This is a genomic window from Sedimentibacter hydroxybenzoicus DSM 7310 (genome assembly GCF_013403245.1).
Classification (GTDB): Bacteria; Bacillota; Clostridia; order Tissierellales; family Sedimentibacteraceae; genus Sedimentibacter; species Sedimentibacter hydroxybenzoicus.
On the sequence record NZ_JACBNQ010000012.1, the window covers coordinates 1 to 17,386 of the forward strand.

Below are 17,386 nucleotides of genomic sequence, written 5' to 3' on the forward strand. Positions count from 1 at the left end.
AACCTTTATCATATACATTTTTAGAATTACTGCTTTTAGAACCATCGCGAACAATACCGATATCTTCAAACTTATGAGCATAAGGTTTAACGACATCACTGTCATCAATATGAACTACAGGGTCATCAGGAATCCATTTGCGAATGTTACTAAGGTACGATACTAAAGCTTTTTTAGGAATACCGTTATTAAGATGTCTAGTAAGTCTTTCAACAATATTGACCTTTTTCGAGTCCTCGTGAAGTTGATCTGCGATATCGGTTAGAAGGCAACTATTAGAGGCTAACATGCCATAAGTAATATCGGCAATGAACTTTCTATCCGGTTTTGGAAGTTCTTTAGAAATTTTATTTGAAAAACTTAAAATTTCTCGTTTCAAAATGTAAGTATTTGTAGTAAAATTAGACATAAGGAATCCTTTCTTTTTTGTTTAGTGAGTTATTTCTGGATAATCTAATTTTACTACAAAACGGACAGAGATTCCTTATATTTTTCGCGTTTTTTTAAATCTTGTGATAAGTAATGACGGGTTTTTACCATCCTGTGGATTGTTTTGCGGAAACTCAAGATTAAAACCATATTGACAGTTATCTATGTATTGCGTATAATAAATTAAACATATAGATAATTCTCTATGTAGATAGGAGGTAATTTATTTTGGCAAATTATATTGACTTTGCACTATATATGAAGGCTCTTTCTGATGAAACAAGGGTAAAGATATTGGAAATGATTTCTTATGAGGAATTATGCGCGTGCAAAATTTTGGAGGAATTTAATATAACGCAACCAACACTTTCATATCATATGAGGATATTATGCGAAAGTGGTTTGGTAAACGGCAGAAAAGACGGTATATGGACTAAGTATTCTATAGATAAAATTAATTTTAAAAATCTTCAAAACTTTATTGATAACATAACACGAAATATGAAATCAGAATAATGATTTAATGATTTGAAGGAGAATAAAATGAATATTTTTCAGTGGATAAACAGCCAGTTGCTTAAAATGGATTGGCTTCACAATTTAATTGAGCTTTTAGTAGAAAATGTATTTGGGTTAAGCATTCAGGAACGAATAGGCGGAAGCATTCATTTTTTTATATATGATGTTATAAAAATATTTATACTTTTATCCGTTCTGATTTTTATAATTTCTTACATACAAAGTTACTTTCCTCCTGAAAGAACTAAAAAAATATTAGGAAGATTCAGTGGAATTACAGGAAATATATTAGGTGCATTACTTGGAACTGTTACACCTTTTTGTTCATGTTCATCAATTCCGTTGTTTATCGGTTTTACTAGCGCAGGATTACCTTTAGGTGTAACCTTTTCATTCTTGATATCATCTCCCCTCGTTGATTTGGCTTCGGTTTTATTGCTTGCAAGCATATTCAACTGGAAGATTGCAATTGGTTATGTTGTTGTAGGCCTTATACTTGCGGTAGTCGGCGGAACAATGATTAGCAAGCTTAAGCTTGAAAAATATGTTGAACCATTTGTTTATGGGAACAAATCACTTGACATAGAACAAGAAAGCATGACAAGAAAGGATAGAATTGATTACTCTGCAGAACAAGTTCTGACAATCATAAAAAGAGTATGGCTGTATATATTGATAGGGGTTGGTATTGGAGCTGCAATACATAATTGGATACCGGAAAATGCAATTACTGCAATATTAGGAAAAGATAAATGGTATTCTGTTTTAATAGCCACTGTAGTCGGTATTCCGATGTATGCTGATATATTTGGTACATTGCCTATTGCAGAAGCATTGGTTGCAAAAGGAGTGGGACTCGGAACTTCTCTTTCATTCATGATGGGAGTAACAGCATTATCACTGCCTTCAATTATTATGTTGAAACAGGTTGTTAAATCTAAATTATTAATAACCTTTGTAGGACTAGTAACTGTAGGTATTATTATTATTGGATATGTATTTAATTCATTCAGTTACTTGTTCATATAATATAAATATTTTTATACAAGGAGACAAGCCATGATAATTAAAATTTTAGGTTCGGGGTGTAAAAATTGTACTGCTTTAAAGGAAAATACTGAAGCAGCACTAAAGGAAGCAGGTATTGAAGCTGAAGTAATAAAGGTTCAGGATATGAAAGATATTGTATCTTATGGTGTGATGCAAACACCTGCACTTGTGATTGATGAAAAAGTGGTATCATTCGGAAAAGTATTGAAATCAAAAGATATAATGAAATTTTTGAAAAGGTAAAAAATAATTTCACAATGTAGATTCCTGTAGTAGCTGTACCCCAAAACACCTCTTGATATCATAACCAAGAGGTGTTTTAAGTCAATTTTCGATCTTTAATTCAAAAAATCAGCTTGCTAAGAAACATGTCTCATATAAACTTGACCATTGTATATTCATCAACATAAGTGCCATCAGAATAACGTAATGCATTGGGAATATTACCTACAATTTCAAATCCAAAATTTTGATACATTTTCAAAGCCCTTTCATTATTTTTAATAACATCCAATTCAACTTGTGTTACATTATTATCTTTACACCATTTTAGACATTCTTCCATCATCTTCCCACCGATACCCATATTACAGTATCTTTCTAACAATACAAAAGCAACTCCTGCCCTATGTCTATAACGCTGATATCCTCTTATAAGTCCTGCAGAACATTGACCTACAATTTTACCTTCAACTTCTGCGACAAGCCACATACTATCTGTGCTATTTAAAACTCCCTCAATAATATTTCGTTCTTCTTCAAATGTTGGTTGAAATTCACCAGGGTTTCTTGCTAAAAATAAGGTCTCTTCATCAGCAGTTGATATAACAGAAATAATTTCTTCAGCATCATCAACTTCAGGTCTTCTTATTGTTACTGACTTGCCATTTCTTAAAATATACTCCATAAAAACCTCCAATATCAAATTTTCCTTAGAAATTAATAATATGTCATTAATCTTTATTTATTTTATTATAGAAAAACGCCTCTCAGCGTTATATAACCAAGAGGCGTATACTACAATTATTAATTTTCGTTCTTTGTTTTGTAGTCAGCTATAACCTTTTCGGCCATGTTGAAAGGCATTTCATCGTATCTCAGGAATTCCATTTCAAAACTTCCTCTTGCCTGAGTCATTGATTTTAAATCAATTGCATAGGTATACATTTCAGCCATTGGTGCTTCAGCCAATACTTTTTGAGTACCGTCCTCCTGCTGCTCCATACCGAGGATTTTTCCTCTTCTCTTGTTCATGTCACCCATTATATCTCCCATATATTCGTCAGGAATATATATTTCAACCTTCGCAACAGGCTCCAATATAACCGGTTTAGCTTCCTGCATACCTTTTTTGAAGGCTATGGATGCAGCCATCTTGAAAGATGTTTCGTTAGAGTCAACGTCATGATATGATCCGTCATACAGAGTTGCTTTTATGTTAACAACCTTACAGCCTGCAAGCACTCCCTTGTCTAAGCATTCTTTCAGTCCCTTTTCAACGGCAGGTATGTAGTTTCTCGGAACTGCTCCTCCGACAACCTCATCCACAAACTCAAAGTCCGAATCTGAAGGCTCAAAACGTATGCGAACATCACCGTATTGCCCTGCTCCTCCTGATTGTTTTTTATGTTTACCCTGTACGTCTGACCTGCCTCTGATAGTTTCTCTGTAAGCAACCTTTGGATTTGTCAAATCAACTTCAACCTTGAAGTTATTTTTCAATTTATTTGCAAGAACAGCAAGCTGAATATTTCCGTGACCGCCTATAACCAGCTCCTTTGTTTCCACATTTCTTTCTATTGTAAATGTAGGATCCTCTTCGTTTAGTCTATGCAGACCAACTCCCACTTTTTCATCACTATCCTTTGTTTTGGCGCTTACAGCCATAAAGTAGGACGGTTTCGGGAAATCTATTCCCTTGTATATAATCGGGCTTGCTTTTACTGAAATTGTGTCTCCTGTTTTAAAGTTCATTAATTTAGCTGTGGCTCCTATGTCTCCTGCCACAATCTCCGCAGTCTCTATCTGATCTTTTCCTCTAAGGTAGAATATATTTCCGATTCTTTCAGTCTCTCTGTTAGCATCATTATAAACTTCGGTATCCTTTTTCATAACTCCGGACATTACCTTAAACAGAGTAATCTTGCCGACAAACGGGTCCACAATTGTTTTGAAAACGAAAGCAGACAGCGGCTGAGTGGAGGTTACTTTTCTCTGTGTTGTTTTTCCGTCCACCATCCCCGTTACCTCTCCCGTATCTGCTGAGTTAGGAAGGTATTCGTTGATCATGTGCATCATGCACTTGATTCCCATTGCTTTTGTGGCGCACATTACTATAACAGGAACTACTTCTCCTGCCAATACAGCATTTTTCAGACCTGTACTTACTTCTTCATATGTAAATTCTTCTCCGTTGAAAAATTTGTCCAAAAGCAATTCATCTGTTTCCGCAACGGACTCCATCAGAACGCCTCTCAATTCTTCAACCTTATCAGCAAGCTCTTCCGGTACTTCTATCTTAACATTATCTAATTCTTCTATTAAACGTCCCTGACGGTCAACTATATCCACGTATCCTTTGAAGTTTTCTCCTTCTCCGATAGGCAGCGCGAAAGGAACGACCTTTTTTCCGAATCTTTCTCTTAATTCTTCAAGCAGTACATCAAACTTAACATTTTCTTTATCCATCTTGTTAAGTACGATAATTCTTGGCAGGTTTCTTTGCTCCAGATATCTCCAAACTTTTTCTGTTCCGACTTCAATTCCTGAGCTTGCGTCTACAACTACAACCGCTCCGCTTGCAACTCTCAGTCCTCCGTAAACCTCACCTACGAAATCAAAATAACCAGGAGTGTCAAGAAAATTTATTTTAGTGTTTTCATATTCTATAGGTATAATTGATGTACCGATTGAAACTTGTCTATCTTTTTCTTCTTTATCGAAGTCTGATACTGTATTTCCATCTTCAACTTTTCCCATACGGTTTGTAACTTTTGTAACATATAAAAGCGCTTCTGTTAATGTGGTTTTACCGCAATTGCTATGGCCTACTAATGCAACGTTTCTAATTTTGTCAATGTTATACGTTTTCATTTACTTTATTCCTCCTACTAAATTCAGCTAATTAATAATATTTTACATTAAACATATGTATAAATCAATATAATTTTAATTATGTGACTTTTTTGTCTAATTTATGCAAACAATATGTTTGCATCAGGTTGATGACAAAGTCATCAATCTCAAGTATGCATTATTTGCATTTTATTCTGCAAAGTGATATAACTAAATTAAGATGTCCCTAAGCTATATGTGGCGGGTAAATAGAAAGTGGGGCATACCTCTAAAGATGGAAACTCATTGGAGATAGGCTTTATAGGAATGTCCCCGTCAGAAAGGTAAACATCATGAATAATATTGTGTTAAATTACATAATTCAGGCAGTATTAGGCGGAGCTTCCGGTTACATTACAAACGACTATGCAATCAATATGCTCTTTAAGGAATATACTCCGTTAAAAATAGGCGGCGTCATAAAGAAAACACGAGGAGAATTTATAGAAAGACTAAGCTCCATGGTGGAAAATGACATAATAAACAAGGATAAGCTTCAGGAAATATTGAGTGATGAAAATTTTAAGATCAAATTTGAAAACCTGACAGCTGATTTTTATAATAACTGTATGGACGATGCTGTAGGCAGTGATACTTGGGACAAAATAATAACTGATGATACCGATAAGTTTGTCCGTAATTTAATAATTGAGCACTCTCCCAAAATATTTGAATTGTTAATTAAAAATTTCGATATAAAAGAATTTCTAAATGATAATCAGCTAAACTCCATCAGCGGATTTTTTTATAATGCACTGCTTGAAATATTTGAAAGCAGCGAAAATATTATGGGAAATGTGTTGTTATCCATATATAACGACAATTTAAAATTAACACCTGACAATATAACGGATAAAAAATTATCACAACAAATAGTTTTAAATATTGTAAATTCATTAAAAGATAATATTGTAAAATGTGATGATCTTGAAATTAAAAAATTACTTTATTTAACAGGCATCGAAAAAGCTGTTAAAGAATCTGTGCATATATTGCTTGATAAGCAGGTACATGAAGTTATAAATATAAGCAATGAACTTATAGTTAAAATTGAGGATATGTCTTTATCATATATAAATTCTGATAAGGGATACCGTTTTATATTCAATTTATGCACTTCTCTGTTTGACTACGGAAAATCAATCAACAAAACAACATCTGAACTGTTAGACAGTAACTTTGAAGAAAATTTAAAACATTATTTAATAGAAGCAATACCCGGTATCACCGAAAAAATAGTTGATTGGATCAAAGAAAACAGCAGCTCAATTGATAAATTGTTGGAGGATTCCATTGATGAGGTTATAAAGGAATCTGACGGACTAAAAGCTAAGCTTCTTTCAACTATTAAAAATGCCTATTTGAGTAATTTGAGTAAAAAGTATTCAATAGTAGACAAAATAGTTGCTTATGTAGAAAGCAACACTGAGCCGGAAAAGCTAAGTATTTATCTAAGTGCTAAAATAGTTGATGTAATGAATAATATCACTATCAGAGAATTTATCGAAGAGGCAGAAACTAACGGTTTAACTCCTCATAAATGCACTGAACTAATTATCGTTTATTTAAATAATAACTTTACCAAAATTTTAAACCAATCGGTTCTGTTCATCAAGGATATTAAAATAAGCAGCCTTTTTCCTTTTTCATCATCAAATGGTGAGCTTATTGATAAATCAATATTTGAATTTAAGGAGCTTTGCTCGTCGCAAAATGTACAGGATTTTTTCACAGAAAAATTTTCTTTATATACAGATAATTTTTTATCTGCGAAATTGGAGGATTTATTACCGGAAGAAAAAATTAATAATCTGTCTTTAAATTTAAATAGCTTTATTGTCCATGAGATAAAGCACAATAAGGATATTATAATAAAATGGATTTGCAGACAAATTAATAACATAGCCGATAATTTGGATATAAATCTAAGCAATGAAACAATCTCTTTTTTTAATGAAGAGCTGTATAAAAAATATGAAGTTTATTCAATGAACTTAAGAAATACCGAGCTGTATTTTGCAATAGACAAATTAAAGAGCATTGACAATATTGCTGATAACAGCTCTGACTATTTGCGTTCATACGCAACAAAAAACACTGACACTATTTTAAAGGACTCAATAAAGTTAGTTGTAACCGACAATCTGAACAAGTTAAATGATGACGAGCTTGTTGATTTAGCCAATGATTTTATTGGTAGAGAATTAAAGCCAATTATGTTTTTCGGTGGTGCTTTAGGCTTTATAGCAGGACTTATTTTGGCTGTTTTTCAGAATAAAGCCCTGAATCCGCAGGAAATAAGCTTTGCAAATATGATTTTATATGCCTTTGTAGGTTTTATAACCAATGTCATAGCTATCAATATGATTTTTAAGCCCTACAAGGAAAATAAGCTTATATCTAAAATACCGTTTTTTAGAAATTTTTCCTTAGGATACATTGTTAAAAATCAAAAAACATTTGCGGAAAAAATCTCTTACTTTATTGACAGCAGCCTGTTAAATAAGAAAAGCATCGGTAATCTGTTTGAAAAGCATGAAGAAAACATAAAGAGCAGCTTTATAAAAACTGCCGCAGACAACGATTATAAGGTGTTGAAAGATTTACTTTCTAACAACAAAATTAATATTGTCAGTAAAGTATTCTCGTTCTCCAAAAATAAAATAAGGAATAATTTAAATAGCTTATGCAACTTCCTATATAAAGTCAGCAAAATAAAATCATCTTCTGTAACTGACAATGTAAAATTATTTAAAAATTATTACCATAGCTTTTTAAATACTAAGTATATAAGCAAAGGTATTTATAGCTTTTTTAATTCTAAACGTTATATTAAGCTAAATTTCATCAATGATTTTACATCCGGCTTTATAGATAATTTCAGCGAGAATAATTTTAAAAATAATCTTTACAAATTTGAAGAAAAATATAAAAAATTTAACAATAAGAAAGTAAATGAAATTCTAAGCAGAAATCAGTTGAAATATAGCGAAGAATTTATATCAAAAAAAATTAGTTCCATTATATTATCACAAAATATAAGAGATAAGATGTTTCAAAATGCTTCCTTATTGTTAAATAAATCTATTGACAAAGACAATAATATTGGGGAAATCTTCGACGGAAAGATTAAAAATTATATTGATTCACACCTTCCCGATTTAACAGAAGGTATAATCAATATGTTAAATAAGAGTATACAAAGCAATAAGGCAAGGGTAACCTTAATGGTTCAATCAGAAATCAAAAATCATCTTGGATTCATTGAAAAAGGAATGTATTCGCTCATGGGTGGAGATGAAATAATAGATGAGTTGTTAAAAAAAATAATTACTTCAAAGATTCCGGTATACTTAGAACTTAAAAAACATGAAATAAATAATATTATTTCAATTACAGTGGATGAAAAGCTATATAAAACAAAATTGGAAATATTATTTTCAATAGTAAATAAGCTTAAGATTAAGGAGTTAGTTGATAGCTACGTACTTGATAAATCCGAAAAAATTGAAAATATAATAAAAACCAAGACAAGCAATTTAGTTAATATTTCAGAGAATATAGAGATTGGAAGTATATTGGGTTTGCTTCGTTTTAATAATATACAAACTGCCTATGATGTATACGGAACTGAATTAGATGCTTTCGCATCCATAATCTCTGAAAATATTAAAGAAAACAAGAACGATATAATTAGTTTTTTGACAGAGCTTGTTAAAATTTCACACAATGATATTTTCAAAAATATAAAATATGAAAACATTGAAAATTCAGTAGACAAATTAGTTAATCAACTGAACAAAAATAATAGTATTGAAAAAATTATGGATGAGTTCATTAACTGTTATACAAATAACAATAAAGATAAAATCATTGGGCAAATTTTAAATGAGGATGAGTTTATAGCTTCGTTAAAAAATTATATCATCAGATTTGTTGAAAGCAATGAAAACGAGAAAATATTAAAGAATATATTCATTGAAACGATGGATACCGCTGTTTCAAATAATCTTGATTTTATAAGCCGCAATTCAAAAGATTATTTATTTAATATTTTTATTGACAGTACAATTAACAGTTTAAAACGTAACTTAGATGAAATATTAAAATCTGTTGAATTTGATAAAATTGCCAAAGAAGAAATCGAAAAAATGGAACCGGAAAAAATACATAAAATGTTTAATTCATTCAGTGAAAAATATTTTAGAAGGTTAATGATTTACGGCTTTGGTGGATTTGTTTTTGGTATAAATGTGTATATTGGAATGTCATTGACCGCACTTAAAATAGTGTCGCAATTGATAAGTAAAGATCGTTAGAATATATCGCAATAAAAATACATTAATCAAAAAGCTGCTTCTATCTGCACAGAAACAGCTTTTTGTTGTATTCACAGTATAAGCAACCGACATCAAATCAGAGATTTGGGTCGTCTGCTTATATTTAAAATGCTATGCAATAAATTATTCTTAGGCGAATAAACCCATTATACTTTGAATTAATATATATCCTATTGCAATAGGTGACAAATATTTTATTGAAATTGCCCAAATTTTAGCCATTCCAAATTTTACTGTTCCATTATTAGTTGCTTCTTCAAGGGCTTTATCTACCCCCCATACCCATCCTATAAATATACTTAGTACGAAAGCACTCAGTGGAAGTAATAAATTTTCTGCAATGTATCCAACTGAGTCAAAGAAATTCATTCCATTTATAAAAGTTATTGCTCCAAAAGCACCGTTAGCTAATGAAGAAGGTATACCTATCAGGAAAGCTAATAAGCCTAATCCGATTGTAGCATTTTTTCTTTTGATTTTAAACTCATCACAAACATATGTTACTGCTGCCTCCAATAAAGAAATCGAAGATGATACTGCTGCAAAAAGTACGAATATGAAGAACAATACTCCAAAGAATGAACCCATAGGCATTTTAGCAAAAACACCAGGCAATGTTATAAACAATAAACCAGGTCCTGCTGACGGATTGTATCCAAGAGCGAAAACAGCCGGCAATACTGCAAACGCTGATAATAATGCTGCCGCTGCATCTAATAGCGGAATTTGAACCGCAGATGTAGCTAGGTTTTCATTCTTACCTAAATAACTACCATAAGTTATAATAACTCCCATACCTAGACTCAATGAGAAGAATACCTGAACAAGAGCAGCAACTACTACATCTATACCAAATTTAGACCAGTCCGGTTTTAACATGTATTCAAGCCCTGCCATAGCACCGGGAAGTGTAACGGCTCTGATAACTACTGCTATTAAAATAATAAACAATGCAGGCATCAATATTTTACTTGCCTTTTCAATACCGCCTTGAATTCCCCCCATAACAATACCTAGGGTGATTATAATAAATATAGCATGGTAAATAAGCGGTTCAAAAGGCTGACCTATAAAATTTGAAAATATTCCGCCAAGCGCATCCATGTCTGATGTATTAAAGTTACCCAAAAGACCTGATACAATGTATTTAATAATCCAACCACCTATTACACTATAATAAGTTAGTATTAAATAAGATGCTAATATTCCGAAAAATCCCGCAAATGCCCAATTTTTCCTTATTGCTCTATATGCTCCTACCGGACCTTGCTGAGAATGTCTACCCAAAACAAGCTCTGCAAGCATAATTGTAAATCCTACTAAAACAAGTAAAACAATATAGGTAACAATAAATACAGCACCACCGTATTCACCGGTTAAGTACGGAAATTTCCAAACATTACCCAATCCGACTGCCGATCCTGCGGCAGCCAATATAAATCCTATTCTTGACCCCCATGACCCTCTTTCATTTTTTAATTCTGACATTTTAACCTCCATAATAAATAATCAAGTGAATTATAATAAATTTCACTGTGAATGTCAGTTGCGTAGGCAGATGACCCAAATCTGTAATTTGGTGTCAGTCGCTTATACTAAAAAGTATAAAAACGTTTTTTTATTAACAATAAAAAAATGCAGATAAACTGACATGCACATATATAATTAGCAAGATTCATTCCAACTATTATTATTTATAAAAACATTGACATTTATTAATAAATTTGTGGATTTAATGTTTATTATGCAATTAATTGCATGCAATAGGTTTCATTTTAGAACAATTTTGCAAAAAAACATACAAAAAAAGAAGCCCTAAGGCTTCTCAGGCTATTGACAACTCCTCTTGTGTTATCAGCTATTTAAACGTTCCGATATCTGAGTAATCGAACATCAGCTTATTTATATTGTATGCAGCAAGCATCTGATATCTTCCTATTTCTACCTCCGCTAACTTTGTATCAGCATCTAATACCTCTAATGATGTTGCCATTCCGTTATCATAAAGCAGTTTGTTTATTCTTGCGGCTTCTTTAGCTAATTCAACTGTTTTATCCATATTAGCTAAGCTTCTTTCCGCTTTTATAAGGTTTAAATATGTCTTTCTTACATCAAGCTCAACATCTTTGTATGCCTGCGGTAAATTAAGTTCAGCATCCTTTAATTTTTCCTTGGCCCACTTGTTCTCTCTTAAGTTGGAAGTGTAATACGCTGTGTAAGCATGAGTTTCTATTTTTTGAATTTCTAAATCATTTTCAGCCGTTAGAATTTCAATCCTGTCCTGCTTTGCCTTTTCGATTTTTTCATCTAAGTTTATTTTGTTTGTAGGAACATATGGTAATTCGGTATCCGTCAACACAAATTCCGTATCAAACGGTAACTCTAACATATTCAATAAATTTAATTTAGCAATATTCAAATCATCTATTGCAGAATCCAAATCTGTCTTTGCTTGTTGTATCGCCATTTCCGCACTTAATACTTCAGCTTTTGTTGAAGAACCGTTATTGAATTTCAAATTGACAACTCTTAACTGCTCGTTTGCTTTGTTAAGCTTAGCCTGATTAATTTCAATTGTTTTTTCGGCAACAAGTACATTGTAATACATAGATTTCGTTCCTATTTCAATGCCTTTGATTAATACCTCTCTGCTTTTTTCCAGTTGTGTTATTTGCGTTTCTGCAAATTTTATGTAGTAACCGTTTTTAGCTAATAATGCTTCAACCTGGTTGTTTAATGGGTCCATTCCTGTTATTGATCTTATAGCAGCAATCTCGCTCAATGACATACTCATCAGTTCTTCTGCCTGCTCTTTCGCACTTCTTCCACTTATCCTGGCATCTCGCATCTGCTTGATTCCATCATCTATCTTCCACATTTCCCTGCTGTTTTCAGTTGCTATTCTAACAGCTTCATCCATCGATAATTCTAAAATTTTATTTTCGGCTGAAACATTACCGATTTGTGCTGTATCCTCTGCCGCAACAACATTCGTTAATGTACTAAGCACTAAAATCATAATCAATAATAATGATACTTTTCTTTTCATACGTTCTCCTTTTAATTTATATTTCTTTTTTTACACTGAATCCATTATATAACAAGTTAAATATAATGTCATCATCCTTTAGAGCATAATCCTTTTTTTGCATTTTAAGCTTAAAATATTCGCCCATAGTTCCTACTATGGAACAGGCAATTATGTCAGAGGGTATTTCTTTTATTACAATCCCCTCCTCCTTACCTTGTTCAACTATATTTATGATAATCTTATTCATGTCAGAAACATATTCAAACAAAGTTTTAACAAACTTCTCTGATATAATATTTTTATAAGACATTATATAGTCAACCGGATTTTTTTCAAATTCTTCTTCAAGTCCATTTTGATTTCCTTTAAACAGAGATACTAACTTGTCTTTAAATGAAACATCCAATTCGCTTATTTCTTTTACGTAGTTATGAATCGACTTAACATATTCTACGCAGGCTTCATCAAAAATCTCTTGTTTACTTCTGAAATATTCGTATAGGGTTCCTTTTCCTACGCCCGCCCTTAAAGCTATGTCTTCCATCTTAGTTTTATGGAATCCATTTTCCTTAAACAAAAATCTTGCTGAATCTAACATCTCATTTCGTTTAATATTTTTTTCATCCATTATATTTTCTCCGGCATAACCTTATTTTGTTTTGTAAATTTTCTTTTAAAGAAATCTGCAATATCATCAAATATAGTATACATAACTGGAACTACAACAAGTGTCAGAACAGTCGAAAGTGCCAGCCCGCCTATTACAACCACTCCCATTGACTGAGTCAATTCGGCACCTTCCCCTATACCTAATGCCATCGGCACCAATCCCAATATAGTGGTCAAAGCCGTCATCATAATAGGTCGTATCCTTATAGGTCCTGCCTTCATAATTGCAGATGTCCTGTCTTCTCCTCTGTTCCTTCTGTTGTTAATGTAGTCAACCAATACAATTGCATTATTAACAACTATACCAACCAATATTATTAATCCGATTATGCCTATTACATTTAAATGCAGCCCTGTTATAAACAATCCAATAAATCCTCCCGATAATGCAAGGGGTACAGAAAACATTATTGACAGCGGCTGAAGGAGTGATTCAAACTGAGCAGCTATTATCATATAAACCAATACTATGGCAACCAACAGAACCATTGCTAAATCAGTAAAAGTTTCTACAATTTGTTCTGTTTCTCCGCCAAATGTATAACTGTAACCATAAGGCATTGTATAATCCCTTAGAAGCTTTTCTATCTCTGTAGAAACTGTCTGAACATCTCTTCCTGCCACACTGCCTGTAACCGTAAGAACTCTTGTTTGATTTTCTCTCATTATACTGACAGGCCCTTCTTCAACCTTTATATCAGCTATTTCAGATAATGGAATATTACTGCCCATAGGTGTAGGTATCGGCAGCATTTCCAGCAATGACATGCTTTGTCCGTACATGTTGTCACCTTTAAGCACTACATCTACTTCATTGCCGTCAACCTTAAATTTAGTCACATTAGAGCCGGATAAAGTGTTTTTTACCGCAGCACCTACCTGTGCTGTTGAAAGGCCATATTGAGATGCAATACCCCTGTCTAAAACAATCTGTACCTGAGGAATACCGTCTTCATAGCTTGTAGATACCTCTCTTGTACCTTCAACCTTTTCTATTAAAGCCTTAAAATCACTCCCAATACTCTTAAGCGTTTCTATATCGTCACCTTTAATACTGATGCTTATGGCTCCCCCACTCATACCCATCATCATCATGGATGATTCGGATACACTTATTTCCGCACCGGGTATATCCTTTGCAATTTTTCTTATTTCATCGCTTACCTCTTTAACGTTTCTGTCCCTTTCACTCAGATCACTTAATATTACACTCATAGAGCCGGTGCTTCCGCCTCCTATGCTCATAATTCCCCCGCTGCCGGCAGACGTAAATACAGAAGTAACTTCAGGTATTTCCTGAATTGCTTCATGAACCTCTTTTAATACATTGTCAACCTCTTTCGTTTCGGAACCCGCGGGCAGACTTACGCTTACATTAATCACACCTTCATCTGTTGCAGGGAAAAATTCAGCCCCGACAGACGCAACCATTACTATGCTCACCACGAATAACGCAATACTTATGGCCAAAGTTATAAACCTGTGATTCAAACTGAATTTAAGTACTTTTTTGTAAAAAGCAACCAAAAATCCATGCTTTTGTTCCTGCAGCTCTTCCGACTCTAAATTTTTTACGGAGATAAGCTTTGAAGATAACATGGGAACTAATGTCAAGGCGATAAGCAAGGAGCTGAACAGTGCAATAACTATCGATAAAGCAAAATCCTTAAAAATAGTTGCTGCTAAGCCGCCTGTAAACACTATAGGTATAAAGACCGCAACCGTTGTTAAGGTAGAAGCCGTAACTGCCATTGCCACTTCATTCGTACCATCTACAGAAGCCGTAATTCTATCTATTCCCAGGCTTCTGTTTCTGTATATATTTTCAAGAACAACAATGGAATTATCAACCAGCATGCCTATGCCAAGAGCCAGTCCGCCTATTGTCATCATATTTAACGTTATATCAGCAAAATACAAAATAACGAACGTTGTAATTATTGATGTGGGAATTGACAGTGCTATAACCAATGTGGTTTTAAAACTTCTCAGGAATATCAAAAGTATAACTATAGCTAATATACCACCCTGCAATGCTGTCTTTGTCAAGTTGTTTATAGCAAAATTTATGAATTCCGCTTGATCAAATACATTAATAATACTTATATCGGGATATTCTCTCTTGATTTTTTCTATTTCCTTATTAACCAGCTTTGAAACATTTACCGTATTGCCGTCCGATTGCTTCATGACAGAAACCTGAACAACCTCTTTGCCATCCAATTTAGTTATGGATGATTGCTCCTTATCAGCTATCTTCACATCTGCTATATCCATTAAACGTACAGTTCCGCCCTTGGTTAAAGGTATACTAAGATTTTTTATTTCGTCTAATGATTTAAATTCTCCGACAGTTCTTACTGTAAGCTCATTGCTTCCTTTGCTTACGGTGCCGCCTGGAAGATTTATATTTGCTGCCTGAAGCATTTGAGTTATATATGATGAGCTTAGATTATATCCCTTAAGGACCTCTTCTTTCAGCATTATTTCAACTTCCTGAGTCAATCCGCCCGATACATTAGCTGAAGCAGTTCCTTCTATACGTTCAAGACGAGGTGAGATAACATCTTCTGCAATTTTCTGAGTTGTATGTATATCCCCTTTACTTGAAACAGCCATCTGAATTATCGGCATTGCATTCGGATCAAGCTTCATAACCAGCGGAGCTGATGTGCCTTCAGGCAGAAATCCCTCAATCATATCTATATTTTCCCGCAATTGAAGCATTACATCATCCATATCGGTGCCAAATGCAAACTGCATAAGCACTATTGAACTTCCTTCATTGGAATACGACATTATACCTTCTATATTTTCAACCGTTGCCACCGTCTGCTCCATGGGCTTTGTAATCATATTTTCAATTTCTTCAGGTCCCGCACCTGAATAAGATGTCTGAACCATTACATAAGGCAGTTCCATTTGAGGAAGTAAGTCAATCTGCAGCTTGCTTAATGACACTGCGCCCAATACAATAACGATTAAAATCATCATTGTAATTGTAACGGGTTTTTTAACCGAGAATTTTGCAAACATGCTTATTCACCCCTTACAACCTTTATTTTGCTGCCATCTGTTATGTAATCCTGACCTTTCACAATAACCTTATCACCTTCTGTTAAGCCGGATTTAATTTCTATGTACATTCCGGTATCAAGTCCTGTTGTTACCACTTTTTCTACTGCTGCATCGACCTCTGCCACAAACACGTATTTAATATCATCCTTTTCCTTAACCGCTTCTGTTTTAACAGCAAGAGTTTTTTCTGTTCTGTCCGTATTTAAGTAAACCTTGGCAAACATACCCGGCTTGATTAAACCGTCATTTTCTAAAACTATACTTACATTGTATAAGTTAGTCATCAAATCCGCAGATGAACTGACACTGTTTATAATCGCTTCCTTCTTATATTCAGCTGCTCCTATCTCAACAGTTACAGTATCACTCTGATTTATTTTGTTAACTAAATTGCCGGGTACACCAAATTCTATGGTTATACTGTCCGAATCAACAATGGTTATTGGTGGATTACTTGACGTTGCATATTCACCCTCTACAATATTAACGCTTGAAATCACACCCGATATTGGTGCCTTAACCTGCGCGTTATCCAACATGGATGCAGCATTTTCATAAGCAACTCTTGCCTGTTCCACGCCCATCTTTGCCGCTTCGAGAGCTTCATCAGAAGCAGCAAGCTTTGCCTGCTCGTATTGAGTTTCAGGAATTGCTCCTTCCTCATATAGCTTTTTAACCTTTTCAAAGTTATCCTTTGCACTTTGGATTTGAGATTCATTTACATCATATCCGGCTTTTGCTGCTTCATATGCAGTATATGCCTGTTTAACCTGCTTACTTATATCATCCTTATCCATAACGAACAATACATCATCTTTTTGTACCTTATCGCCCACTTTTACATTTATCTTTTCAACCTTTCCAGCCATTAAGGGAATTACAAACACGTCCTTATCTGCAAAAACCTTAGCCGTCATTATGTTTTCGATAAATAATTCCATTGATTTTAAAGTTTCCACCTCTACCGCAGTGTATGCCTCTTCTTCGATTATAGCTGCATTTTGACTGCATCCTGTTAATACAATTGCAATAATTAATAATAATGTCAAAAATTTCTTCAAAGTTTCCTCCTCTTTTTTCCGACCGACCGGTCAGTGTTGAACTAATTTTATCACTATTATTTTACATAGTCAATTAAACTCTATTATATTTTAGG

12 protein-coding genes are annotated in these 17,386 nt (G+C 33.6%); 4 read left to right on the forward strand and 8 right to left on the reverse strand.

Annotated elements, in window-relative coordinates:
• Positions 1 to 409, reverse strand: a 409-nt coding sequence (locus HZF24_RS10940) for a hypothetical protein (protein WP_179238360.1), incomplete at its 3' end; no start/stop codon positions are given.
• Positions 410 to 657: 248 nt separating this feature from the next.
• On the opposite strand from HZF24_RS10940, the gene HZF24_RS10945 reads away from it, so the two are divergent.
• Genes HZF24_RS10945 through HZF24_RS10955 form a run of 3 tightly spaced genes read left to right on the forward strand, consistent with a single transcriptional unit; the run spans position 658 to position 2,241 of the window.
• Positions 658 to 945, forward strand: coding sequence for an ArsR/SmtB family transcription factor (locus HZF24_RS10945; RefSeq protein WP_246346080.1), 288 nt, complete (start codon positions 658 to 660; stop codon positions 943 to 945).
• A gap of 27 nt (positions 946 to 972) precedes the next feature.
• Positions 973 to 1,977, forward strand: coding sequence for a permease (locus HZF24_RS10950; RefSeq protein ID WP_179238361.1), 1,005 nt, complete (start codon positions 973 to 975; stop codon positions 1,975 to 1,977).
• A gap of 30 nt (positions 1,978 to 2,007) precedes the next feature.
• A complete protein-coding gene (locus HZF24_RS10955) occupies positions 2,008 to 2,241 on the forward strand; it encodes a thioredoxin family protein (RefSeq protein ID WP_179238362.1) in 234 nt (77 codons plus the stop codon).
• A 130-nt stretch (positions 2,242 to 2,371) separates the two neighbouring features.
• On the opposite strand, the gene HZF24_RS10960 is transcribed toward HZF24_RS10955, so the two are convergent.
• Positions 2,372 to 2,905 (reverse strand): GNAT family N-acetyltransferase, encoded by a 534-nt coding sequence (locus HZF24_RS10960; RefSeq protein ID WP_179238363.1) that lies wholly within the window; start codon positions 2,903 to 2,905, stop codon positions 2,372 to 2,374.
• Between the two features lie 119 nt (positions 2,906 to 3,024).
• Positions 3,025 to 5,091, reverse strand: a complete 2,067-nt coding sequence (fusA, locus tag HZF24_RS10965; RefSeq protein WP_179238364.1) for an elongation factor G — start codon at positions 5,089 to 5,091, stop codon at positions 3,025 to 3,027.
• Between the two features lie 314 nt (positions 5,092 to 5,405).
• Here fusA and HZF24_RS10970 point away from each other — a divergent pair, with 314 nt between their 5' ends.
• Complete coding sequence (locus tag HZF24_RS10970) at positions 5,406 to 9,431, forward strand: DUF445 family protein (protein WP_179238365.1); 4,026 nt, start codon at positions 5,406 to 5,408, stop codon at positions 9,429 to 9,431.
• 150 nt (positions 9,432 to 9,581) lie between these two features.
• Here HZF24_RS10970 and HZF24_RS10975 read toward each other — a convergent pair whose 3' ends face one another.
• The 5 genes from HZF24_RS10975 to HZF24_RS10995 all read right to left on the reverse strand — a co-directional run bounded on the left by HZF24_RS10975 (position 9,582) and on the right by HZF24_RS10995 (position 17,291).
• On the reverse strand, positions 9,582 to 10,940 hold the full coding sequence (locus HZF24_RS10975) for a sodium-dependent transporter (protein WP_179238366.1): 1,359 nt from the start codon (positions 10,938 to 10,940) through the stop codon (positions 9,582 to 9,584).
• 370 nt (positions 10,941 to 11,310) lie between these two features.
• Positions 11,311 to 12,501, reverse strand: coding sequence for a TolC family protein (locus tag HZF24_RS10980; protein WP_179238367.1), 1,191 nt, complete (start codon positions 12,499 to 12,501; stop codon positions 11,311 to 11,313).
• A gap of 16 nt (positions 12,502 to 12,517) precedes the next feature.
• Positions 12,518 to 13,111 carry a TetR/AcrR family transcriptional regulator gene (locus tag HZF24_RS10985; RefSeq protein ID WP_179238368.1) on the reverse strand — a complete coding sequence of 198 codons (594 nt, stop codon included), beginning with the start codon at positions 13,109 to 13,111 and terminating at the stop codon, positions 12,518 to 12,520.
• Positions 13,111 to 16,188 carry an efflux RND transporter permease subunit gene (locus HZF24_RS10990; RefSeq protein ID WP_179238369.1) on the reverse strand — a complete coding sequence of 1,026 codons (3,078 nt, stop codon included), beginning with the start codon at positions 16,186 to 16,188 and terminating at the stop codon, positions 13,111 to 13,113. Before HZF24_RS10990 ends, HZF24_RS10985 begins: the two co-directional genes overlap by 1 nt.
• Positions 16,189 to 16,190: 2 nt before the next feature.
• Positions 16,191 to 17,291, reverse strand: a complete 1,101-nt coding sequence (locus HZF24_RS10995; protein ID WP_179238370.1) for an efflux RND transporter periplasmic adaptor subunit — start codon at positions 17,289 to 17,291, stop codon at positions 16,191 to 16,193.
• Positions 17,292 to 17,386 lie beyond the last annotated feature (95 nt).

What these genes read in the sequence shown, in the direction of transcription:
- HZF24_RS10950 (WP_179238361.1), top strand. Translation starts at nt 973, where the DNA reads ATGAATATTTTTCAGTGGATAAACAGCCAGTTGCTTAAAATGGATTGG.
- HZF24_RS10955 (WP_179238362.1), top strand. Translation starts at nt 2,008, where the DNA reads ATGATAATTAAAATTTTAGGTTCGGGGTGTAAAAATTGTACTGCTTTA.
- HZF24_RS10960 (WP_179238363.1), bottom strand. Translation starts at nt 2,905, where the DNA reads ATGGAGTATATTTTAAGAAATGGCAAGTCAGTAACAATAAGAAGACCT.
- fusA (WP_179238364.1), bottom strand. Translation starts at nt 5,091, where the DNA reads ATGAAAACGTATAACATTGACAAAATTAGAAACGTTGCATTAGTAGGC.
- HZF24_RS10970 (WP_179238365.1), top strand. Translation starts at nt 5,406, where the DNA reads ATGAATAATATTGTGTTAAATTACATAATTCAGGCAGTATTAGGCGGA.
- HZF24_RS10975 (WP_179238366.1), bottom strand. Translation starts at nt 10,940, where the DNA reads ATGTCAGAATTAAAAAATGAAAGAGGGTCATGGGGGTCAAGAATAGGA.
- HZF24_RS10980 (WP_179238367.1), bottom strand. Translation starts at nt 12,501, where the DNA reads ATGAAAAGAAAAGTATCATTATTATTGATTATGATTTTAGTGCTTAGT.
- HZF24_RS10985 (WP_179238368.1), bottom strand. Translation starts at nt 13,111, where the DNA reads ATGGATGAAAAAAATATTAAACGAAATGAGATGTTAGATTCAGCAAGA.
- HZF24_RS10990 (WP_179238369.1), bottom strand. Translation starts at nt 16,188, where the DNA reads ATGTTTGCAAAATTCTCGGTTAAAAAACCCGTTACAATTACAATGATG.